A 23,007-nucleotide genomic window follows, 5' to 3' on the forward strand; every position below is an offset into this window, starting at 1 on the left:
AACCTAAAATGTTATATCGTTTTTTCTCATTTATAAAGTTTTGGTTGTCATCCAGCAATCAGCATGGGGTTCACTCCCCTTTTGTTTACCAATATATTACAAAGTGCCTTTATACGTCCCCTAGATTTAATAGCAGTAAATCCCATAATATTCTATTAAAGACAATAGCCTATTTTAAATATAGTCTAGTACAACTGGTCCCTGCCAATACTGCTTTGGAAAAAGAAATATCGAAAAACTTAAAAGGAGTATCCGTCTTCAATCCCTCCAGTGAAATAATTTTTATTGACGAACCAAACAAGGAAACAGTAGATGAATTTATTGTTCAAAATAAGAACCTTACCAACGATACCGTCATTTTGGTTAATGACATATACAAATCGGAAGACACTAACAAATTATGGAGAAGTATAAAAGAATTGCAACAAGTAAGGGTAACTATAGACCTCTTTTATGTTGGACTGGTCTTTTTCAGAAGGGAACAAGTCAAACAGCATTTTAAGATTCGGATTTAAACCCGTATTTTTAAGGGAGATAAGGAAATTAAAAAAATATGACCGATGGACTACATCATTTACATAGTGCTTGCCGTTCTAGGAGTTATTTTCTTTGTTGCCCAAGGGTTTACCAAAAGAAGATCCAGGGACAGAAAATCAAGGAAATTCATGGAAGATTATAAACGGGAGGATAGAAATAAATCCAAAGACCAAACATAAAGCAATAAAAGACTTGTTTCTAAACAACCCTGTTCATAAAAAGTCATGACCTTGACTATTATTGACAAAAATATTGTTTCTTAAAATATACAAATACTGACCGGCATGAAAATATATACCAAGACAGGCGATGACGGCACAACCGGCCTGTTTGGAGGCACCCGCGTTCCCAAGCATCATATCCGAATAGAAAGTTATGGCACCTTGGACGAACTAAATTCCTGGATCGGATTGATCAGGGACCAGCCAATAGACAAATCCTCCGAAAAGGTGTTGATTAAAATTCAGGAGAAATTATTTACTATAGGAGCCTTGTTGGCAATTGATCCCAAGAAGGAAAAACTAAAAAGTGGTAAAGACCGGTTAAATATTCCTAATATTGATAATGAGGATATAAACCTTCTGGAGAAGGAAATAGACCTTATGGAAAAGCAGTTGACGCCTATGACCCATTTTATATTGCCTGGCGGAGATACAACTGTGTCATATTGTCATATTACGCGGACCATTTGCCGCAGGGCAGAGCGTCTAGTATCACAATTGAACGAATTTGAGCCTGTAGATCCCATTTTATTGTCCTATATTAACAGGCTTTCCGATTTTCTCTTTGTATTGGCACGAAAATTGACCAATGATGTACAAGCCGAGGAAATAAAGTGGATTCCAGAGAAACGCGACTAATAAATCCGTTAATTCTTCGTTATCAAATTATTAAAGCGATAAAATTAGAACTGAATTAGATGAATTTTACGCAAAAAAACTTGGCAGTTTCAGTTTAAAAATTATTTTTGCAAAATATTAAAAAATAAATAATTACGATGTATTGGACATTAGAATTAGCATCCTACCTAAGTGATGCGCCCTGGCCCGCAACAAAAGACGAATTGATAGATTACTCAATTAGAACCGGTGCACCATTGGAGGTTGTAGAAAACCTACAGTCCATGGAGGAAGAAGGAGGGGAAATTTATGAATCAATCGAGGAGATTTGGCCAGACTATCCTACTGAAGAGGACTATCTTTGGAACGAGGACGAGTATTAAAATATTAACGGAATTACAACAAAAAAGTCTCATATGAGGCTTTTTTTTTACGTAATTTTGATGTTGGATATCTTACATCCAAAAGATGGCATTGCACGTGCCATCTAAAATATTTTGGGCATATACATTAGAAAAGGCTTTTACGAAGTCTTTCATTAATAACAGAGAACATTATGAGTTTTTTAAATTCAGTATTAAAGGTATTTGTAGGGGACAAATCGAAGAAAGATGTCAAGGACCTGCAACCTTTGGTCAATCAAATAAAATCATTCGAAGCCGCGTTGGAAAAATTAAGCCACGATGAACTTCGGGAAAAGACTACTTTTTTTAAGAATAAAATCAAGGAAGACTGTAAAGAGATCAATGAGCAAATAGCCAAGTTGCTAAAAGAGGTTAAGGAGTCTGCAGATATAGACAAGAACGAAGATATTTATGCGGACATAGACAAACTAAAGGAGGAGATATATACCATTTCCGAAAAGGCTTTAACAGATATGTTGCCCGAAGCTTTTGCCGTAGTAAAGGAAACTGCAAAACGTTTTGCCAATAATGAAACCCTTACCGTAATAGCGTCCGAATATGACAGGCTACTTTCCGGTTCAAAGGATTACGTCACCTTGAATGGTGAGAATGCCATCTGGGAAAATTCATGGGATGCCGCTGGTAAGCAAGTTACTTGGGACATGGTACATTACGATGTACAGTTGATAGGAGGAATTGCCCTGCACCAAGGTAAGATAGCGGAAATGCAAACAGGAGAAGGTAAGACCCTGGTTGCTACACTTCCCCTCTATTTAAATGCCCTAACCGGAAACGGGGCGCATTTGGTTACGGTAAACGACTATCTTGCTAAAAGGGATAGTACCTGGATGGCCCCTATATTTGAATTTCATGGACTTTCTGTGGATTGTATAGACAAACACCAACCCAATTCTGACGGACGTAGGGCCGCCTACAACGCAGACATTACCTATGGCACAAATAATGAATTTGGCTTTGATTATCTTAGGGATAATATGGCACATACCCCCAGTGATCTGGTTCAAAGACCACATAATTACGCCATTGTGGATGAGGTGGATTCGGTTCTTGTGGATGATGCCCGTACTCCACTGATCATTTCTGGTCCGGTACCAGAGGGAGATAGACACGAATTTAATGAACTGAAGCCCAAAGTAGGTGACATTGTAAACAAACAACGGGCCTATTTGACGGGTGTTTTGGCCGAAGCTAAAAAATTGATTGCCGAAGGAGATACCAAAGAAGGCGGTTTCCTACTGCTAAGAGTTCACAGAGGTCTTCCTAAGAATAAGGCCTTGATCAAGTTCTTGAGTGAAGAAGGGGTTAAACAACTGCTTCAAAAGACAGAGAACTTTTATATGCAGGATAACAACCGTGAGATGCCCAAAGTTGATGAAGCGCTTTGGTTTGTTATCGATGAAAAGAACAATCAGATAGAGCTTACCGAAAAAGGCGTTGAATATCTTTCAGGAGATGGTGAAAAAGACTTTTTTGTAATGCCGGATATAGGAAATGAAATTGCAAAAATTGAGAATCAGGAGCTTGAAATTAATAAGGAAGCCGAATTAAAAGAGGAATTGTTCAAAGATTTCGCCATAAAAAGTGAACGTATCCATACCATGAACCAGCTGTTAAAAGCATACACCCTTTTTGAAAAGGATGTGGAGTATGTGGTCATGGAGAACAAGGTAATGATCGTGGACGAACAAACGGGCCGTATCATGGATGGTCGTCGTTATTCTGACGGATTGCACCAAGCCATTGAAGCCAAAGAAAATGTGAAGATCGAGGCTATGACCCAGACCTTTGCTACCGTAACCTTACAGAACTACTTTAGGATGTACGGTAAACTGGCAGGGATGACCGGTACAGCCGTTACGGAAGCCGGGGAGTTTTGGGAAATATACAAGTTGGATGTGATGGAAATCCCTACCAACAGACCTATTGCTCGAGACGATAGACAAGACCTGATCTACAAGACCAAACGTGAAAAGTATAATGCCATAATTGAAGAGGTTACCAAAATATCGCAATCGGGAAGACCGGTGCTTATTGGTACGACCTCTGTAGAAATCTCCGAACTACTTTCCCGTATGTTGACGATCAGAAAAGTTCCCCACAACGTGCTAAATGCCAAATTACACAAAAAAGAAGCTGATATTGTGGCCGAGGCAGGGAATGCCGGTGTGGTAACCATAGCCACCAATATGGCGGGTCGTGGTACCGATATCAAATTAAGTACAGAAGTAAAAAAAGCAGGAGGATTGGCGATCGTTGGTACGGAACGACATGATTCCCGAAGAGTCGACAGACAGCTTAGAGGTCGTTCCGGACGACAAGGAGATCCAGGAAGCTCCCAATTCTATGTTTCTCTGGAAGACAACCTTATGCGATTGTTCGGCTCGGACAGGGTAGCCAAAATGATGGATAAAATGGGATTGGAAGAAGGTGAGGTTATTCAGCATTCCATGATGACAAAATCTATTGAGCGCGCCCAGAAGAAAGTAGAGGAAAACAATTTTGGTGTCCGTAAACGATTGCTGGAATATGACGATGTAATGAATGCCCAAAGGGAAGTAGTCTATAAAAGAAGACGCCATGCCTTACAGGGGGAACGCCTAAAAGTTGATATCGCCAATATGATCTATGACACCTGTGAGGTGATTTCGGAAACCAACAAGGCTGCCAACGACTATAAAAACTTTGAGTTCGAACTTATAAAATATTTCTCCATTACCTCCCCTATTAGCGAAAACGACTTTGCAAAAATGGGAGTACAGGAAATGGCGAATGTTATTTACAAAACAGCCTACACCCATTACAAGAACAAAATGGAACGCAATGCTGCCACAGCCTTCCCGGTAATCAAAAAGGTGTACGAGGACAATTCCAATAAGTTTGAAAGGATAGTAGTACCATTTACAGATGGTATAAAATCCCTGAATGTAGTAACCAATCTTCAAGAGGCCTATGAAAGTAACGGCAACCAATTGGTTACAGATTTTGAAAAGAACATTTCCCTGGCTATCATTGACGATTCCTGGAAAACACATCTACGAAAAATGGACGAGTTAAAACAATCCGTTCAATTGGCCGTGCACGAACAAAAGGATCCGTTGTTGATATACAAATTTGAGGCCTTTGAACTTTTCAAGGGAATGATAGAAAAGGTGAACAAAGAAGTCGTCTCCTTCTTGTTTAAGGGAGAACTTCCTACACAGAGTCCGGAAATCCAAGAGGCCAGAAATATTCGCAGGCCAAAGGAAAATTTAAAGACCTCTAAGGAAGAAATTCCGAACAGTGATGAAATGTCGGCCCAAAGTAGGGCTGTTGGCCAAAATCAAGGTGGTCGGCCACAGGTAACCGAGACTATTGTTAGGGAAAAGGCCAAAATAGGTAGAAACGAGAGGGTCACCATTAAGAATGTGATGTCCGGCGAAAGCAAGACGGTCAAATACAAACAAGCGGAACCGCTTTTGGATAAAGGAGAATGGGTAATCATTGAAGACTAGCCTAGACGCTCTACCGCACTCATCATTAAAGTACACAGAAAAAAGCGACGTCCTCATAGGCCGTCGCTTTTTTATTGTCCAAATTTTAATATATTTATGACAACACTAAGGTTATTTCTTACAGAAAGGTGGAAATAAAAGTCGAATAAAAGAGATGACGAATTTAAACCTTAAATAAATATAAAATCCAATCTGCTTTATTAAGCGGATTTCCATAAAAGTATTGTTTTGACCCTAAAATTCATCGCGCTTTAATTCAAACGATTATCTTTACCTTCATAATACAACCATTAACCAATTTTTAATGCAAATACCCACACTGGATCAGTACCGACTAAAGGACAAAGTCCGTTTAACGTTAAGGGTTAACTATATTTCCTCTGTCCTCTCCATTATTTTCGGTATAGTCTGCATATTTTTCCTTAAGATTACCCAGATAATTCCCACGACTTTTATTGTCTTCGGCACTTTAAATTTGGCCAACACCCTTATGTTTCACAGACACAAACTACTGGGATTAACTTACAATATTACATCAATAATGGCCTTGGCATCCTCGGTCATCATTACCATATACAGTGGCGGAATCAACAGCCCCTTTATTTTTGTGCTGGCTTTGGTGGTTTTTGCCGGATATATTAGCACCAAAGAATACGGGCGTATTTATTTAAACCTCAATTTACTGATTATCATTCTGATCTACTCCCAGAGTATAGCTGAATTTAATTTTACCGAAAATGTGGTCCCGGTAGAAAGCAAAAACATGTTCGCCCTTTTTAGCATTCTTTTCTCGGTATACCTTTTGGGTGGCGTCATTGGAAAAAACCTTCTAAAGGCCCACAACGAATTGCACAAGATTAGAAACGAGAACGAGGCCCGTATTAGGGAAAAAGATACTCTTCTTAAGGAAATTCACCACAGAGTAAAGAATAATCTTCAGACCGTATCCAGTTTACTTAGTCTTCAATCCAGAAGCATTGAAGAGCCTAGGATTAAAACTTTGATAAAAAGCAGCCAAAATAGGGTAATTTCAATGGCCATGGTACACGAGATGTTGTATATGCGACACGATTTGTCCAAAATTGAATATAAGTCCTATGTGGAAGAATTAAGTGATTATCTGATACGATCCTTTAAAGGCACGGAAAACAACATCAACCTTAATATCAATATTCCGGATGTTAAACTCGGAATTGATACGGCCATCCCCTTAGGCCTGTTGATCAACGAGGTAATTACCAACGCCCTTAAATACGGTATAAAGGAAGACGATCAAGGGGAAATATATATTGAACTTGTGAAATTGAACGGTAAGGATTATGTACTTTATATTGGTGACAATGGGGAAGGCTTTCCAGAGGGTACAAGCCACAAGAATACAAAATCGCTGGGCCTAAAGCTTATACATAATCTTTCACGACAGCTAAAAGGATCCATAAACAGGGATTCCTCCAAAAAGGGTACGAACTACATTGTTAAATTTTCCGATATACAGCATCCATTTAAGACCTGATTCTGTAACCAGGTCATGAGAACATAACCATTTCTAGAATAAGTCTTTATTTCAAACTATAGGAAACTAAGACCAATAGATAATTGGCCTATCAAGGGCAAGGTAGGACTACCCTATTCCCTATCCTTATTTACTGGTACCTTTAAAGGACGTAGACTCCCTTTTGTTTTTGGAAAAACAAGGATATAACTGAAAATTAGAACTACCGCAACCAAAAAAGTAAATAATATCATAGTGGTCTATTTTAGCACTACCCTGTTTGGAGTAGCAGGTTAAGTATTGATTATTAAGCCAATTTAGCTTTGTTTAATTTGGTAGTAAAAGACAATTCTTTTGTTACCTTCGAATTTTTGAACATATACAAACGGGCAACACTGTTTTCGTTTTTCACAGTAACTTCTTTAACGATGCTCATGGTAACAGTCTCAACCTTAACTTGGGTAGCATCGTTTTGTGCTTGGGCAGCAACTCCGATAAAAAGAACAAAGATTAAAGTTAAAATAGTTTTCATGACTTGCGTTTTCTTATATATATAACTTGCGCAAGTGCATTTTGCAAGGTTCTGTTTCGTTGAACAACCCTGTTTCTCGTTAAGCGGAAAAATGTCTGATGAAGTGCAAAAAACTACCGATAAACGTTTGGGCATTCAAAATCACTATAGCGATAAAAAATGCATTTTATCGATTACCAAGAACGGCGTGAAGCTCTGTTTAAGGCTTTGATGTAGGCCATGATAGGAAACGTCTTAAATATCAATCTAAAAATATGGCTGATCAATCACCTGTATATCATTGGTTGCCTCTATAAGGAAATAATGGACAACAGCTCAATTGATCCAATATGCATAGCCAATTTAATTAAATGTTAAATATTTTCTCATATCAAAGCGACTGCTTAGTTTTGTGTTGTATTAGATAGTAATGGCAAGAAGTAAACAATATAACGAAGGGGAGGTAATAGAAAAGGCAATGGGCCTTTTCTGGAAAAATGGCTATGAAAATACCTCCGTTCGTATGTTGGAAAAAGAAATGGGCATAAACCAATTTTCCATTTATGCCAGTTTTGGCAACAAACATGGTGTTTTCTTGGAAAGCATTAAATACTACAAGAAAAAAATTAAAATCATCACAGATAAATTGAAAAGATCCAATAATGGAGTAGTTGGTATAAAGCAATACTTCTATGATTTCTTGGATTTTTCTATGGATGATAATTGTAAAAAGGGCTGCTTGGTGGCCAATACGGTAAACGAATTGGGCGAAAATGGAGACCCAGTTATAATGGATGAGTTGCTAAATTTCTTTAATGAGATTAGGGAATTATTTGCATACAACTTGAAACAGGACATTGAAAAAGATGAACCAACCATACAAAAACAAGCTAATTATCTTGGTATTGCCATGTTAGGTTTAACCCCAGCATCGAAAATTTTAAGCAAGAAACAACTGGAAGATTATATAGAAACAACCTTCTTAAACCTTTAATATTTTTTTAACTCTAAACTAAGCAAATGCTTAGATTTAGATTATTATTCACTAAACAATAAATAAAATTAAGAATTATGAGCATTTCAATTGAAAACAAAGTAGCCCTGGTAACAGGAGCCAATAGAGGAATTGGCAAGTCAATCGTAGAATCTTTTATAAACCATGGTGCCAAAAAAGTATATTTGGCGGTTCGTAACATAGCATCTACCAAAGATTTGGAGGAAAAATATGGGAATAAGGTCGTAACGGTCAAGGCAGATGTATCCAACACCAAATCCATCCAGGAATTAGCAAATGAAGTTAAAGATGTGGATATTGTAGTGAATAATGCGGGAGTGGGAATACCCTACCCCACCATTGGAAATGATGTGGAAAAAGATTTTGCCCAACAATTGGAAGTAAATGCTTTCGGTTTGCTCCGTATAGCCAATGCTTTTGCCGAAACCCTTGAAAAAAATAAAGGAGCCCTGGTACAACTAAACTCAATAGCGTCCATTAAAAACTTCCCTCAACTTTCAACCTATTCCGCTTCAAAAGCGGCATCCTATTCCTTAACACAAGGTCTAAGGGCTGAGTTGAAGTCTAAAGGCGTAACAGTATTAAGCGTACATCCAGGTCCTATCGCTACCGACATGGGAGCGGCTGCCGGTTTTGACAATGGAGCCTCAACTTCCATTGTTTCCGAGGGTATTGTAGAAGCCCTGAAGGCGGGGGATTTCCATCTATTTCCCGACGAAATGGCCAAACAGTTTGAAGGTGCTTATCAGGGATTTTCAGATAACGTGGTTATGGCCGATTTTTCGGAATAGCATTGATAAAAGGAATATAAATTAAATGCACGGTTATGATTAAATTAACTGTAATGTACCCGAATACAGACGAGCTGCTATTCGATCAAGAATACTACATAAACGAACACGGTCAATTGCTTATGGATCTATTGGGCGATGCTATTATAACCTCCGACATTAATATTGGCATATCAGGTGGAAGTCAAGGCGAACCCGCACCATATGTGGTAATCACCAACCTCACTTTTGCATCGCCCGAATCTTTTCAACAATCGTTTGGAGCAAATGCCGAAAAAATATTGGCGGATCTCCCTAACTTTACCAATGTAAGTCCGAAAGTGCAGATAAGTGAGGTGTACTAGATTGGAACTATAATTGAATAAGGAAGAAAATTAAGTTTTTTAGGTTTTTCCCTCGCTAACAAAAAGTATAAATAATCGTATATAACAATGACAGATAAAATTAAACTGGATATTATTTCCGATGTGGTCTGCCCTTGGTGCACCATAGGCTACAAACGTCTGGAAAAAGCAATTGCCGAACTGGGTATAGAGGACAAAATTGAGATTGAATGGCAACCTTTTGAACTGAATCCGAATATGCCAAAAGAAGGTCAGAATGTCCAGGAACACATATCAGAGAAATATGGCTCCAGTTCGGAAGACCAAAAACGCTCCCAAGAATACATGATCGAAGCTGGGGCTGAACTTGGTTTTACATTCGATTATTTTGATGGAATGAGAATTGTAAATACCAGGGATGCCCACATTCTGTTGGAATATGCAAAAGAATATGGCAAACAGACCGAACTCAAAATGCGATTGGTGACTGCATTTTTTAGTGAAAGAAAAGATGTTTCGGATAGGGACATACTTCTTCAGGAACTGAAAGCGGTAGGCTTAAGTACCGACGAGGGGATAGCCAGATTGGATAGTGACGATGCGCGTTACCAGGTACGTACACAGGAAACATACTGGCAAAGTCTTGGGGTTTCTTCGGTGCCCACTATGGTATTTAATAAGAAAAGTGCCCTAACCGGGGCGCAGCCTATTGACGTATACAAAGAAGTACTGACGGAATTCCTTAAAGCATAAGAATACTATATGCCCTTATTGATTGGGGATTAATCTAAAAATTCAAAATATGAGACGAGTAGTGATTACAGGATTGGGAGCCTTGACCCCAATAGGAAATTCAGCGAATGAATTTTGGGAAAGTGCTATTGATGGCAAAAATGGATTCTCAAGAATCACCAAGTTCGACCCATCAGCCTTTAAAACAACCTTCGCCGGCGAATTAAAAGATTTTGCTCCCGAAAAATACCTTGATCGCAACGAAATAAAAAGAAGCGACCCATTTACCCATTACGCCATCTATTCCACAACTGAAGCATTCCAAGATAGTGGACTAGACCTGGATACCATTTCCCCTTTTGATATTGGCGTAATATGGGGAACAGGCCAGGGAGGCATGAAAACTTTTGAAGAGGAAGTAAAGAACTACACCCAAGGAGGAATGAATCCCCGTTTTAATCCCTTTTTTATCCCTAAACTCCTGGCAAATATGGCATCGGGAATGATCGCTATGAAATTTGGACTAATGGGAATTAATTATACTGCCGTTTCGGCCTGCGCATCCTCCAGCTCGGCAATCATGGATGCCTTTAATTATATTCGTTTAAACAAGGCAAAAATCATGGTTACAGGAGGATCCGAAGCTCCAATAACCGAAGCCTCTATAGGTGGTTTTAACTCCATGAAGGCCTTGTCAACCCGAAATGAAGATCCTCAACAGGCATCAAGGCCATTTGATGAGGAAAGGGACGGGTTTGTAATGGGCGAAGGGGCCGGTGCCCTGATTCTTGAAGAATATGAACATGCTAAAAAGCGTGGGGCAAAAATCTATGCCGAAATAGTAGGAGCTGCCATGACCGATGACGCCTACCACATTTCGGCCACACACCCTGAAGGTATCGGCGCCATAAAAGCCATGCAATTGGCTATGGAGGAAGCCAAACTAAATCCGGACGAGATCAATTATTTAAACACCCACGCTACCTCTACCCCAGTGGGCGACTTAAGCGAGATAAAAGCCGTTGCAAAAACCTTTAACAACAAATCCAAAAACCTTAAAATAAGCGCCACAAAGTCTATGACAGGGCATCTATTGGGAGCGGCAGGGGCGGTAGAAGCCATTTTATCCATAAAGGCAATTCAAAACAATATAATACCTCCAACCATTAACACCACTAAGGTCGATTCCAATATTCCCGCAGCAATGCCTATTGTAATTAAACAAGCTATTGACCACAGTGTAAATGTGGCCATGAGCAATACTTTTGGCTTTGGAGGGCACAATGCAACCACAATATTTAAAAAAATATAATCCTTTGGACGATAAAATCATAGGAAAGGAAGCATATTCCTATTCTCGCCACCATGGTGATCGCACTCTATGTACATTTTCATTCTGATGTAGCTGCGGAGGTATTGCTTTTTGAAAGTCAACCTCCCAAATTAAGGCTAGTTAACTTGATATTGACTTTTATAAATCTGTACATTTATAGAAATACATTGGCGCACAAAACTTATTGGAACAAAAAGGCTCATATTTTCATGGGGAAATTTGAGCCTTTTTGTTAACTTATAACCAACCCATGTTATCTGCAATCATTTCAGGCACCATGGAATTAAGGGCCACAAAACCGCTAAAAATAAAACTGACAGATATGAAAACTATGACGTGCAAACAATTGGGAGGAGCCTGTGACATGAAGTTTCATGCAAATTCATTTGAGGAAATAGCTGAACAGAGTAAAAAGCATGGTATGGAAATGTTCCAAGCGGGTGACAAAGCACATCTTGCGGCTATGAATAAAATGCAGGAACTTATGAAATCGCAGGATGCCATGACCAAATGGTTTAATGACAAAAGAAAAGAATTCGACAGCCTTCCCGATAGCATATAATAGTGTTTCTACTTTAACGTACTACCAAAAGGAAGTTTCGGAATTTTTCATCAATTTGTACAGGCTCCTTGGATATATGCCCATTTTCCTTTGCTTCGGGAAAAACAACCATATAATTTAGACAGATACATATAGGGACAAGAAGTGCAATTAATATCATGATGCTTTATTTAGCGCTTTATTCTATGGAGCCTAAGTTTAAGTATTAAGCCAATTTAGCTTTGTTCAATTTTGTAGAGAAAGACAATTCTTTGGTAATCTTGGAATTTTTGAACATATACAAACGGGCAACACTGTTTTCGTTTTTCACAGTAACTTCTTTAACGATGCTCATGGTCACAGTCTCAACCTTAACTTCGGTAGCATCATTTTGTGCTTGGGCAGCTACTCCGATAAAAAGAATAAAGATTAAAGTTAAGATGGTTTTCATGACTTGCGTTTTCTTATATATATAACTTGCACAAGTGTATTTTGACAGGTTCTGTTTCGTTGAACAACCCTGTTTCTCGATAAGCGGAAAAATGTCTGATGAAGTGCAAAAAACTACCGATAAACGCCAGGACATTCAAAATCACTTTAGCGATAAAAAAAGTAATTCAGCGATATTTATAGGTATCTCCCGTCACGGTTGATGACTTTTAATTGTAATTTTCTTCTCGGAAATTAAGGAAATGACAAAAAAATTCCATGTGCTCTTGGGGATTATCCCGAACTTTATATCCGTTTTCCAGCATTTATTTAATAACAATCAAAATTGGACCGCTACAAAGAAACATTCGAAACTTGGAACCAAATGGATTGTTTATATCAGGACAAATTCATGGATCTGGACTTGTATAATGATAGTTATGACCTTATTTGTAAATCGTTGACAAAAAAAATGCCTCAATATTAGAGATTGGTTGTGGTCCTGGGAACATAACAAGATATCTATTATCCAAAAGACCAGATTATAACATCTTGGGAATCAACATTGCGCCCAACATGATTTTATTGGCCACAAAAAAACAATCCAACCGCTAATTTCGAGATAATGGATTGTCGGCGGATCGGCGAATCTGATACCTTGTTTGACGGCATCATTGGTGGTTTTTGTCTGCCATATCTCTCCCACGATAATTGTGTTCAATTAATTGCCGAATCGCGAAAATTACCTTCAAACAAAGGACTGCTCTACTTAAGTTTTGTAGAAGGAGACTCAAACAACTCTGGCTTCAAGGTTGGCAGTAATGGAAACAGGGTATATTTCCATTACCATAATTTGAAACAACTAAAGGAACTTCTTGCCCTCCATGCTTTCGAAGACTCTGAGGTGTATCAGATAAATTACCACAGAACCGGGACTCTAACAGAAAGGCATACAGTCCTAATATGCCAAAAAAAAAGTATAACATAAAAAAAGTCCAAAACTGTTGTACAATAATTTTATTAATCGTAATATTGCGATATACAAATGAAGTAAAAATGGGTTTAGCTAAAACAGAAATATTTTCCGACCAACAAAACGAAATTGCCAGCTTTGCCAAAGTCTTTGGACATCCGGCTAGGGTAGCTATACTGCAACATATATTTAAAATAGATACCTGTGTTTGTGGAGATTTGGTTAGCGAAATAGGGTTGGCCCAACCCACCATTTCACAACATCTCAAAGAATTAAAACATTTGGGACTTATTAAGGGCAGTGTTGAAGGGACCAGCGTCTGTTATTGTATTGACCTTGATAAATGGTTGAACATGAAGGAAATATTAAATCAATTTCTTAATCAAGATACCCTCAAGCAGGGGGATTGGTGCTAAAAAAATAAATTCATTTAACGTATACTCTCACAATTAATAAAGAATATTATGAAACTATCAGAGGTAAAAACAATTTTGGGAAATCTGGACACTATAGCATTTCAATTGCCCAATGGCACATTAGTGCCCAATCATTTTCACGTCACGGAAGTAGGAAAAATTACGAAGCATTTCATAGACTGTGGTGGAACGGTACGTAATGAGGAGGTTGTAAACTTTCAGCTATGGGATTCCGACGATTATGACCACCGACTACATCCTGAGAAATTGGTCCATATTATAGAACTATCCGAAAAAATATTGGAAATTGGCGATTTGGAAATAGAAGTCGAATACCAAGGTGAAACCATCCAAAAATTTGGCTTGGACTTTGACGGCGCCAATTTTCTTCTAAGCACCAAACAAACAGATTGCCTGGCCAGGGAAAAATGTGGTATTCAAGAAGAAAAACCCAAAGTAAAGTTATCCCAATTACAAGGAGCCTCAAATAACTGCTGTGCTCCTGACTCCGGATGCTGCTAAACCATTAAACCACAGTATAAATTCATATTCCATGACGACAGTAAAAACGAAGCTTTTTGAGAATATCGAGAAGGTTATCTCTACCCTAAGTACTGCCAATATAAGCAACGAACGCAAAGAAGTTTTACAGCCTCTTGCAGATCATATACAGTTCAAAACAAATTCCCAAGAACCCATAAGAATTAATTTCATATGCACCCATAATTCCAGAAGGAGTCATTTATCCCAAGTCTGGGCACAAACAATGGCATTCTATTTCAATGTAAAGAATGTGCACTGTTATTCAGGGGGAACTGAATCTACCGCCCTATTCCCTATGGTGGCACAAACCCTAGGAACTTCCGGGTTTCAAATAAAGACCCTGTCCAAAGGAGAAAATCCAATTTACAGTATAAAATATGCCGACAATGAACCTGCTGTGATTGGTTTTTCAAAGAAACTGGATGATAACTTTAATCCAAAATCTGAATTTGCCGCCGTTATGACCTGTTCACAGGCCGATGGGGGCTGCCCGTTTATAGCTGGTGCTGAAAAGCGAATTCCGATCACCTTTGAAGACCCTAAGGAATTCGACAATACCCCACAGCAGGCCAAAAAGTACCAAGAGAGAAGCTATCAAATCGCTACGGAATTGTTGTACATATTTGCTCAAATAAAATCCTAATTAATTGCCTCGAGGAAAAAATTAAGCTGTACGGAGAGTTACCATTACCAATGCATCTCAAACCCATGACCATGAGACCGGTCTTAACAGATTTTATTAACTTTCATGAAGCCTTCAAACATCTTAAAGTGGGTCCTAGCCTATTCCATTTGACATTTAGAGAAAAGGTTGATAATTGAGGACCAACCCCAATTAGGCCAATTTGGACTTATTCAATTTTGTAGAGAAAGTCAATTCTTTGGTAATGTGGGAGTTTTTGAACAAAAATAAACGGGCAACACTGTTTTCGTTTATTATGGGCACTTCTTGTTTTGCAGTAGCATTAACGATTGTTGCACTAATAGTCTCAACCTTAACTTCGGCAGTATCGTTTTGAGCCTGGGCAGCTACTCCGATAAAAAGAAAAAAGATTAAAGCTAAGATAGTTTTCATGACTTGCGTTTTGCTATCTATATAACTCACCCAAGTGTATCTCAGCGGGTACTGAATCGATGAAAAGCAATATTTCTCGATAATCGGATAAAAATCGGACGAAGTGTTAAAAAACATCGATTAACGTCAAATCCAAACAAATCATTTTATCGATAAAATTATGCATTTCATCGGTCAATGTAAGTGTTTACCTACATTAAAAACTCTTCAATTTTAAGATCCTGCGATCAAAAAGTCAGAAACCGTAGAATTCCTTCCATTTAATAGTCAATTACCTCAGGGCAAGCCCTTGAGGCATCAGAAGGAAACTACTAATAACATTTCAACGACGGCCTGCCCGTATTCGTTCAGGCGGGCGTCGGAGCAATTTAGTATCGATTATCGAGCAAATGAATTCCAATAATATTCCCTGCTTATTACTTTTGTAATATGAAAAAAGCCTTGGACCGTTTTTCCCAACAATCAAAAATCTATAAAGACTATCGGCCCACCTACCCTGAGGAGCTGTTTAAGTATATATACTCCTTTTGTAATGCCTGGCATACTAGTTGGGACTGTGGTACCGGTAACGGTCAAGTGGCCGCCATACTATCCCATGCCTTCGATCAGGTTTTTGCCACCGACATAAGCCAAGAACAAATTCAATATGCCATTCCCAAACCAAACATAATCTATAGAGTTCAAAGAGCCGAAAAGACCACATTTCCAAATCACTATATTGATTTGATTACAGCGGCCCAAGCCGTACATTGGTTTCATCTTCCCAGCTTTAACAAGGAAGTTAATAGAGTTTTAAAACCCGATGGCATTATTGCTATTTGGGGTTACGGACTTCTAAAAATAAATCCAGAAATAGATGCCATTGTGAATCACTTTTATCAACATATCATAGGGGAATATTGGGATAAGGAAAGGAAACACATAGATCAAAACTACAGTACCATTCTATTTAATTTTAATGAGGTGGAAATCAAGAAGACTTTTAAAATTGAAACCCAATGGACAATCGATCAATTGAAGGGTTATTTTAACTCCTGGTCCAGTGTACAAACTTATAAAGAAAAGAACAAGGGCGACAATCCGGTAGAAAAACTTTTAGCGGCCATAGCCCCCAAATGGAATAAAGAAATACAACATATAACCTTCCCAATTTTTCTACGAATTGGTACCCCAATCAAGTCAACAGATTAAATATTGATTTTATACAATCGCCAATTTCACCAACAATATTCACTTTTCACCATTATATGTTAGGCAGCAGCCAATATGGTACGCCTCCTCATCAACATAAAAATTCCCAAGGAAACCGCACCACAAACAGAAAAACCTATAAAAAGCGGAAGTGTGGTGCCCACCACAAAACTACCTATGTAGGTAGCTATGGGAATAGCGATCATTGTGGAAATAAAGCCTGTAATGGCCGCGCCAATTCCAGCAATATGCCCTATTGGTTCCATGGCAATGGCTCTGAGATTACCGAACAGGAATCCCAACGTAAAAAATTGCATTGCCAAAAAGGTAATCAATACCCACAAACTTGGGTTTTGCGAATTCCAGAATAGAATAACATATACAATTGATATTGTACAAAACAATGTCATGGCAATCCAGGCCAGTCTTCTCATACCCAATTTAACCACCATGGTACCATTTAACAAGGTAGATAACCCTACAGATACGGCCAAACCGGCAAAAACATACGGAAAGTTGCCGGCCAAACCGTACTGACCTTCGAATATTTCCTGTGCAGAACTTAAATACACCATAAAGGCGCCTGTAATTAGTCCCGATACTATCGTAAAAGCCATAGTTTCCCGATGCCGGAGCAATTCCTTAAATCCGTCAACAAACACATTACTGGAAAATTTAATCTTATATTCGGGGTTTAAAGTTTCTGGTTGCCTTCTCCAAAACCAAACACCCACCACTGTTGCAGCTACCAATTGCATATAAAATATAGCCTCCCAACCATAGTGATCCAAGAAAAACTTTCCCATAGCCGGAGCCACAATAGGCACCAAAATAAAGAATGCCGTAACAAAAGACATAATTTTGGCCATATAATCCCCCTTATAGGAATCACGTATCATGGATATGCTTATAGTTCTTGGAGCAGACAGCCCTATTCCTTGAAGGATCCTTCCCAATATCATCCACTCCAATGAGGGGGCAAGTACACATATAACACTGGCCACACAAAACACAATGAAACCTATATACACAATAGGCTTCCTCCCAAAACTATCCGATAAGGGCCCAAAAACCAGTTGTCCCACGCCCAATCCCAAAAAAATCATTGTAATAAACTTTTGATTTTCAGTAGGGTCCAAACTGTTGATATCTATCCCTATTGTAGACATTGCTGGCAACAGGGTGTCAATGGCCAGTGCTACAATGGACATTAGGGAGGCCATAATGGCAACAAATTCGAACTGTGGTCGTTGCTGACTTTTTTGCATCCGCCAAAATTACACATACGGAACAATATTTACCCCATAAATTATGGGAAATAACAAAACGATAACATTTTAAAAATTACACAAAACCCTGACTTCTTGATGATTACAAAATCCACACTTGTAAGTCACATATGCATTTGGCACATATATTTAAGACGAAGGAAAAATTAATTCCAAGAAGGTCACCTTAAATTATATTTCCCATACATTTGAAGCTATAAACACTAATTAAATATTATGAAAATCAATTTTATCATTGCACTATTACTTTTGTGCTCTGCAAGTAGTTATGGTCAAAAACTAAAAGTTAAACAAGGAGATTTTAATTTTATTAAGGGTCAGAAGGAAATAAACGTAGAGTTTGTCTATGACAATATGACGCTTTTAAAAAAGAACCTATCCAATGAAGATTATGTAAAGGAACATTCTGCTGAATTGGAAGAAAAAACTCGTGGAAAAGGTACCTCTTGGGAAAAAAGCTGGTATGCTAGCAGGGAATTGATCTATGCCCCAAAATTTTTGGAATTAATGAATAGATACCTATATGAAGACCATAACGTATTTTTTGCTGAGAATTTAACGGATGCCAAGTACACGCTTATTGTAGAAACGGTATGGGTATATCCAGGCTGGGACGCTGGGGTTATGAAACAGCCCGCAAAGGTAAGCACCCTATTAAAATTTGTAGAGACCAACAATAAGGACAATGTAATGTTGGAAGTGTCAAGCCAAAATGCACCGGGTGACCAGTGGGGAAGCTCGTTTAGCAATGAAGACCGATTAGGGGAAGGGTATGCCAAAACCGGAAAATCCTTTGCCAAATTAATTTTAAAGAAAGGATTTTAGATCATGTCTATTTTTAAGTGACTACAAAAAGTGAATGAGAACATCATTCACTTTTTTGCTTTTCAAGATCAATAATATGCGCTACAGTCCTAATAAGCCTATTATGCTTTGTTACAAAGGGGTTGGTCTTATCCCAAACATAACCCGCCAAAACTGAACATATTTGCCTTTTTACCTCAGGATTTTCTGGTTGGTGGAAAAATAAGGTCTGTAGATTACCGCTATACCATTCATTGACATAAGAGGAAAATACACTTACCCCTTCCTTAATATAATCTGAGTATTCTTTCCCCCAATCCACTGCTAGACCATTTAATTCTTTTACAATGAGCTTTGCGCCCAACAAGGCAGATTCCGTAGCAAAAGTAACCCCTGAAGAAAAAACAGGGTCCAAAAATTCGGCGCTATTGCCCGTCAAAACAAATCCTTTTCCAAATAGTTGTTTTACAGATTTGGAATAATTCTTTATTAAGACCGGTTCAAACAAATACTCAACCCCTTTAAATCGCTCGTAATAATAAGTAGATAATTCCAATAACTGACTTAATTTTTCGCTATTACTCCCCTCAAAGGACTCTAAATATTCAGTGGGCCCTACATAGCCAATGCTTGTTCTTCCATTTGAAAATGGAATTACCCATAACCAAACTTCGGTCTCCACCACATCAAAAGTAATCAAGGTGCCCTCCCTCCCTTCCGGGCGGTTCACGTCCACTACATGTGTAAAAATGGAAGAATGATTGGGCAGAACAGAAGGTTTATCGAGACCCAACAGTCTGGGCAAAACCCTTCCATACCCACTGGAATCTATAATATATTTTGCCTGAATCTGGTAAGGCACCCCATTTTCATCCTTAATGGTGGTCATGGAAGTACCGCTTTCGTCTATAACAACATCTACAACCTCATGTCCAAAGGAAACCTCCACTCCTTTATTAATTAATTCGTCCACCAGGACCTTGTCAAAATCTGCACGTGGTACCTGCCAGGTCCAATCCCATCCTTTGGTATGTTTCTTGCTAAAATCGAACTCACAGATTTTGTCACCCTTTATAAATCTGGCGCCAAATTTTTTTTCAAATCCAAAGGCATCCAAACCGTCCAATAGGCCAACTTCCTCGAAATGATCCATACATCTTGGCAAAAGACTCTCCCCTATGACAAATCTGGGAAAAATACTTTTTTCAACCACATGAACTTTAATTCCCTGACCTTGCAAAAAGGCTGCCGATACGCAACCAGACGGCCCTGCACCTATTACCAAGACTTCGACTAAACGCTGATCCATTATTTTTAAAATATTGATTGGTTAAATATCATACATTTGCAATCCAAAATAACTATTTTTATTAATTGTTATTCAATTTACTTTTTAAATATTGAATTTATATACATGTTGACTCTTAAAGGAAAGTTGGGAATAGAGGATTTCTATCAAATAATTTTTAAAGAAGAATCTATTCTAATAAATAAAGACGTTTTGGCAACCGTCGAAAATAGTTTTAAATTTTTAAGCCAATTCTCCCAAAACAAAATTATTTACGGTGTAAATACAGGTTTTGGCCCAATGGCGCAATACAAAATAAACGATACCGACAGAATTCAATTGCAATATAATCTCATTAGGAGCCACGCTTCGGGATCCGGCAATTTAATACCGGTCCAATATGTTAAGGCGGCCATGTTGGCTAGATTAAACACCTTAAGCCTTGGACATTCCGGGGTTCATATTTCGGTAATCGAATTAATGACTTCTCTTATCAATAAGAACATCACCCCAGTAATTTTTGAGCATGGCGGTGTAGGAGCCAGTGGGGATTTGGTTCAACTGGCACATATTGCACTAGTGCTTATAGGAGAAGGTGAAGTTTTTTACCAGGGTGAAAGAAGACCTACGGAAGAAGTTTTTAAAATTGAGAACCTAGAGCCGATTACCATTGCTTTAAGAGAGGGCTTGGCACTTATTAACGGCACCTCCGTGATGACAGGAATAGGTCTGATCAACACTATAAACACTAGAAAATTATTGGATTGGATGATCTGCTGTTCTTCTGCCATCAATGAAATAGTGGAGGCCTATGATGATCATTTATCCCAAGAACTAAATCAGTCCAAAAAACATAAGGGTCAACAGCAGATTGCCAAGTCGATGAGATATCATTTAAAGGACAGTACGCTTACCCGAAAAAGGGAACACCATTTATACAACGGCAACAACGAAGTTTCAATTTTTGAAGAAAAGGTTCAGGAATACTACTCCTTGCGATGTGTCCCACAAATTTTAGGCCCGGTCCTTGACACTTTGAACAACATAGAAAGAATTCTTATCGAAGAAGTTAATTCCGCCAACGACAATCCTATTGTGGATGTTGAAAAAGAACATGTTTACCATGGCGGAAATTTTCATGGCGATTATGTTTCCCTCGAAATGGACAAGCTCAAATTAATTGTGACCAAAATGAGTATGCTCGCCGAGAGACAATTAAATTACCTCTTAAATCCAAATCTAAATAATATACTTCCCCCATTTGTCAATCTTGGCAAACTTGGTTTAAATTTTGGCATGCAAGGTGTTCAGTTTACTGCCACCTCTACCACTGCTGAGAACCAAATGTTATCCAATCCCATGTACGTACACAGTATTCCTAACAACAACGACAATCAGGATATTGTTAGCATGGGAACCAACGCCGCCAATATTACCAAAAAAGTTATCGAAAATACTTTTGAAGTCATTGCAATAGAAACGATTACCATTGTTCAGGCAATTGAATATCTAAAAGTACAGGATAAAATATCATCAAAAACAAGAAGAATGTATGATGATATTAGAAATTTGGTCCCCCCAATCTCCGACAAAGATGTTCCCATGTATCCATTTGTAAACAAGGTTAAGAACTTTATTCTAAATTTTGAAGAAGAAACTTACGCATGTAAGGAGCTTAATTAAAAAATTGCGTTAGAAAAGTTATTTAAATAAAATAATCCATAATTTAATAGTGGCTTAGTTTAATCTTAAACATACACCGAGTTCCCCCTTTGAAATTACTGAATATGAACGTTTTAATTTAAAAAATCTCAGATGAAAACAAAGATTGGATTTTCAGTGGCACTTTTTTTAGTTTTTGGCAATTTTTATTCTCAGGAATATGCCTTGGTTAGGGAAAATGGCCTTTTTGGGTATATTAATACCTCAGGGGAATATGCGATAAAGCCCCAGTTCAAGAAAGCGGACAATTTTACGAATGAGCGTGCGGCAGCCTCAATGGGCGACAAATGGGGCTACATCAATACTGCCGGAGAATGGGCAATTCAACCGGAATACGAACATGTAAAAGAATTTAATTCCGGGCTGGCCCTGGTAAACAAAGGTGATCAATGGCACTATATCAATGTGTCTGGCGAAACATTGGAAACCCCTGTTTCCGACAAATATTATGATTTCGACAATGGTGTTGCCTTTTTTAAAAAAGGGGATAAAATAGGGCTTTTGGGGACCGATGGAAAATTGATCGTCGAACCGGATTTTGATGAAATAAAGCCCTTTATAGACGGATATGCCAAGGCTAGAAAAGGAGAGCTCTGGGGAATGATCAACAAAAAGGGTGAAATTTACATCCCCATTGAAAACCAAGAAATTGGGGATTATAGCAGTAAAGGTGTTTGGGTAAAAAAACAGGAGGTGTTCGGCATTGTTTCCAATGGCAACTTTAAACCGGTACAAAATGCCGATAAGATTTGGGAATTTACGGACAAATCAGACTTGACCTATGCCCGGAGCAATAAATTAATGGGGTTTATTAATAACCAAGGGGAGTGGGTCATAGCTCCTACCTATGATAAGGCTAGGGATTTTAGTCAAGGCTTGGCTCCTGTATACATGAACAAAAATTGGGGGTATATTAATGAAAAAGGAGAAAAAGTAATAGATTTCCAATTTAAAGATGCTGAAGTATTCTCCGCCAACGGCTTGGCCCCTGTAAAAGAAAAGAAGTGGGGCTTCATAGATAAAACTGGAAAATGGGCCATTCAACCCGAATATGATATCACGGCAGGATTATCGTTTTCTATCTTCAAAAAGAATTTGGAAAAAGGTTTCATTAACGGGCTTGCCAGAGTAAAATACAAAAAAGAATGGGGATTTTTAAATGCTAAGGGAGAAGTCTTAGGCAGTAAATGGTACGAAAATGCGGAGATATTCGATGACGTAAAAAACTAAAACACACCAAATAAATA

25 protein-coding genes are annotated in these 23,007 nt (G+C 38.3%); 20 read left to right on the top strand and 5 right to left on the bottom strand.

All coding sequences use genetic code 11. The features are described 5' to 3' along the window. Nucleotides 1–8: 8 nt before the first annotated feature. From MWU84_RS01110 to MWU84_RS01135, 6 genes are all read left to right on the top strand, one after another. Entirely contained in the window at nucleotides 9–515 is a 507-nt protein-coding gene (locus tag MWU84_RS01110; protein ID WP_246897237.1) for a hypothetical protein, read from the top strand. A gap of 45 nt (nucleotides 516–560) precedes the next feature. After that, the gene (locus MWU84_RS01115) at nucleotides 561–716 is read left to right on the top strand and encodes a hypothetical protein (RefSeq protein WP_157365007.1); all 156 of its coding nucleotides are present in this window, start codon (nucleotides 561–563) and stop codon (nucleotides 714–716) included. A gap of 105 nt (nucleotides 717–821) precedes the next feature. Then, complete coding sequence (locus tag MWU84_RS01120; RefSeq protein WP_246897239.1) at nucleotides 822–1,397, top strand: cob(I)yrinic acid a,c-diamide adenosyltransferase; 576 nt, start codon at nucleotides 822–824, stop codon at nucleotides 1,395–1,397. 137 nt (nucleotides 1,398–1,534) lie between these two features. Continuing rightward, nucleotides 1,535–1,759 (top strand): DUF2795 domain-containing protein, encoded by a 225-nt coding sequence (locus MWU84_RS01125; protein WP_013994285.1) that lies wholly within the window; start codon nucleotides 1,535–1,537, stop codon nucleotides 1,757–1,759. 173 nt (nucleotides 1,760–1,932) lie between these two features. Next, nucleotides 1,933–5,292 carry a preprotein translocase subunit SecA gene (secA, locus tag MWU84_RS01130; protein ID WP_246897241.1) on the top strand — a complete coding sequence of 1,120 codons (3,360 nt, stop codon included), beginning with the start codon at nucleotides 1,933–1,935 and terminating at the stop codon, nucleotides 5,290–5,292. A 304-nt stretch (nucleotides 5,293–5,596) separates the two neighbouring features. Then, nucleotides 5,597–6,805 (top strand): histidine kinase dimerization/phosphoacceptor domain -containing protein, encoded by a 1,209-nt coding sequence (locus tag MWU84_RS01135; protein WP_246897244.1) that lies wholly within the window; start codon nucleotides 5,597–5,599, stop codon nucleotides 6,803–6,805. Nucleotides 6,806–7,091: 286 nt separating this feature from the next. Here MWU84_RS01135 and MWU84_RS01140 read toward each other — a convergent pair whose 3' ends face one another. Beyond that, entirely contained in the window at nucleotides 7,092–7,316 is a 225-nt protein-coding gene (locus MWU84_RS01140) for a hypothetical protein (RefSeq protein ID WP_246897246.1), read from the bottom strand. Nucleotides 7,317–7,725: 409 nt separating this feature from the next. Between MWU84_RS01140 and MWU84_RS01145 the strand changes: the two genes are divergently transcribed. The 6 genes from MWU84_RS01145 (at nucleotide 7,726) to MWU84_RS01170 (ending at nucleotide 12,051) form a co-directional block, all read left to right on the top strand. Continuing rightward, a complete protein-coding gene (locus tag MWU84_RS01145; protein WP_246897248.1) occupies nucleotides 7,726–8,289 on the top strand; it encodes a TetR/AcrR family transcriptional regulator in 564 nt (187 codons plus the stop codon). Nucleotides 8,290–8,366: 77 nt separating this feature from the next. Beyond that, nucleotides 8,367–9,101: an SDR family oxidoreductase gene (locus MWU84_RS01150; RefSeq protein WP_246897250.1), complete on the top strand. Its 735-nt coding sequence runs from the start codon at nucleotides 8,367–8,369 to the stop codon at nucleotides 9,099–9,101. A 35-nt stretch (nucleotides 9,102–9,136) separates the two neighbouring features. Next, nucleotides 9,137–9,445 (top strand): EthD family reductase, encoded by a 309-nt coding sequence (locus tag MWU84_RS01155; protein ID WP_246897252.1) that lies wholly within the window; start codon nucleotides 9,137–9,139, stop codon nucleotides 9,443–9,445. A gap of 87 nt (nucleotides 9,446–9,532) precedes the next feature. Beyond that, the gene (locus tag MWU84_RS01160; protein ID WP_246897255.1) at nucleotides 9,533–10,177 is read left to right on the top strand and encodes a DsbA family oxidoreductase; all 645 of its coding nucleotides are present in this window, start codon (nucleotides 9,533–9,535) and stop codon (nucleotides 10,175–10,177) included. 49 nt (nucleotides 10,178–10,226) lie between these two features. Continuing rightward, the gene (fabF, locus tag MWU84_RS01165; RefSeq protein WP_246897258.1) at nucleotides 10,227–11,468 is read left to right on the top strand and encodes a beta-ketoacyl-ACP synthase II; all 1,242 of its coding nucleotides are present in this window, start codon (nucleotides 10,227–10,229) and stop codon (nucleotides 11,466–11,468) included. 343 nt (nucleotides 11,469–11,811) lie between these two features. Next, nucleotides 11,812–12,051 (top strand): DUF1059 domain-containing protein, encoded by a 240-nt coding sequence (locus MWU84_RS01170; protein WP_246897261.1) that lies wholly within the window; start codon nucleotides 11,812–11,814, stop codon nucleotides 12,049–12,051. A 205-nt stretch (nucleotides 12,052–12,256) separates the two neighbouring features. Here the strand turns inward: MWU84_RS01170 and MWU84_RS01175 are convergent, their stop codons facing one another. After that, nucleotides 12,257–12,481 carry a hypothetical protein gene (locus MWU84_RS01175; protein WP_246897263.1) on the bottom strand — a complete coding sequence of 75 codons (225 nt, stop codon included), beginning with the start codon at nucleotides 12,479–12,481 and terminating at the stop codon, nucleotides 12,257–12,259. 488 nt (nucleotides 12,482–12,969) lie between these two features. Between MWU84_RS01175 and MWU84_RS01180 the strand changes: the two genes are divergently transcribed. The 4 genes from MWU84_RS01180 to MWU84_RS01195 all read left to right on the top strand — a co-directional run bounded on the left by MWU84_RS01180 (nucleotide 12,970) and on the right by MWU84_RS01195 (nucleotide 15,034). Next, nucleotides 12,970–13,074, top strand: a complete 105-nt coding sequence (locus tag MWU84_RS01180) for a hypothetical protein (RefSeq protein WP_246897427.1) — start codon at nucleotides 12,970–12,972, stop codon at nucleotides 13,072–13,074. A gap of 441 nt (nucleotides 13,075–13,515) precedes the next feature. Beyond that, entirely contained in the window at nucleotides 13,516–13,848 is a 333-nt protein-coding gene (locus MWU84_RS01185; RefSeq protein ID WP_246897265.1) for a metalloregulator ArsR/SmtB family transcription factor, read from the top strand. A gap of 48 nt (nucleotides 13,849–13,896) precedes the next feature. Beyond that, nucleotides 13,897–14,370 carry a DUF6428 family protein gene (locus tag MWU84_RS01190; RefSeq protein ID WP_246897267.1) on the top strand — a complete coding sequence of 158 codons (474 nt, stop codon included), beginning with the start codon at nucleotides 13,897–13,899 and terminating at the stop codon, nucleotides 14,368–14,370. A gap of 31 nt (nucleotides 14,371–14,401) precedes the next feature. After that, entirely contained in the window at nucleotides 14,402–15,034 is a 633-nt protein-coding gene (locus MWU84_RS01195) for a protein-tyrosine-phosphatase (protein WP_246897271.1), read from the top strand. Nucleotides 15,035–15,226: 192 nt separating this feature from the next. Here MWU84_RS01195 and MWU84_RS01200 read toward each other — a convergent pair whose 3' ends face one another. Then, nucleotides 15,227–15,466 (bottom strand): hypothetical protein, encoded by a 240-nt coding sequence (locus MWU84_RS01200; protein WP_246897273.1) that lies wholly within the window; start codon nucleotides 15,464–15,466, stop codon nucleotides 15,227–15,229. A 429-nt stretch (nucleotides 15,467–15,895) separates the two neighbouring features. Here MWU84_RS01200 and MWU84_RS01205 point away from each other — a divergent pair, with 429 nt between their 5' ends. Continuing rightward, nucleotides 15,896–16,657 (top strand): class I SAM-dependent methyltransferase, encoded by a 762-nt coding sequence (locus MWU84_RS01205; protein WP_246897275.1) that lies wholly within the window; start codon nucleotides 15,896–15,898, stop codon nucleotides 16,655–16,657. 59 nt (nucleotides 16,658–16,716) lie between these two features. On the opposite strand, the gene MWU84_RS01210 is transcribed toward MWU84_RS01205, so the two are convergent. Then, nucleotides 16,717–17,925 (bottom strand): multidrug effflux MFS transporter, encoded by a 1,209-nt coding sequence (locus tag MWU84_RS01210; RefSeq protein ID WP_246897277.1) that lies wholly within the window; start codon nucleotides 17,923–17,925, stop codon nucleotides 16,717–16,719. Between the two features lie 237 nt (nucleotides 17,926–18,162). Between MWU84_RS01210 and MWU84_RS01215 the strand changes: the two genes are divergently transcribed. Next, nucleotides 18,163–18,771, top strand: coding sequence for a hypothetical protein (locus MWU84_RS01215; protein ID WP_246897279.1), 609 nt, complete (start codon nucleotides 18,163–18,165; stop codon nucleotides 18,769–18,771). 43 nt (nucleotides 18,772–18,814) lie between these two features. On the opposite strand, the gene MWU84_RS01220 is transcribed toward MWU84_RS01215, so the two are convergent. Then, nucleotides 18,815–20,059, bottom strand: a complete 1,245-nt coding sequence (locus tag MWU84_RS01220; protein ID WP_246897284.1) for an NAD(P)/FAD-dependent oxidoreductase — start codon at nucleotides 20,057–20,059, stop codon at nucleotides 18,815–18,817. Between the two features lie 105 nt (nucleotides 20,060–20,164). Between MWU84_RS01220 and MWU84_RS01225 the strand changes: the two genes are divergently transcribed. Together MWU84_RS01225 and MWU84_RS01230 are read left to right on the top strand one after the other, a co-directional pair. Then, a complete protein-coding gene (locus MWU84_RS01225) occupies nucleotides 20,165–21,721 on the top strand; it encodes an aromatic amino acid ammonia-lyase (RefSeq protein ID WP_246897287.1) in 1,557 nt (518 codons plus the stop codon). 132 nt (nucleotides 21,722–21,853) lie between these two features. Further along, nucleotides 21,854–22,990, top strand: a complete 1,137-nt coding sequence (locus MWU84_RS01230) for a WG repeat-containing protein (protein WP_246897290.1) — start codon at nucleotides 21,854–21,856, stop codon at nucleotides 22,988–22,990. Nucleotides 22,991–23,007 lie beyond the last annotated feature (17 nt).

The organism is Arenibacter sp. F20364, assembly GCF_023015905.1.
In the GTDB taxonomy this organism is placed as follows: domain Bacteria; phylum Bacteroidota; class Bacteroidia; order Flavobacteriales; family Flavobacteriaceae; genus Arenibacter.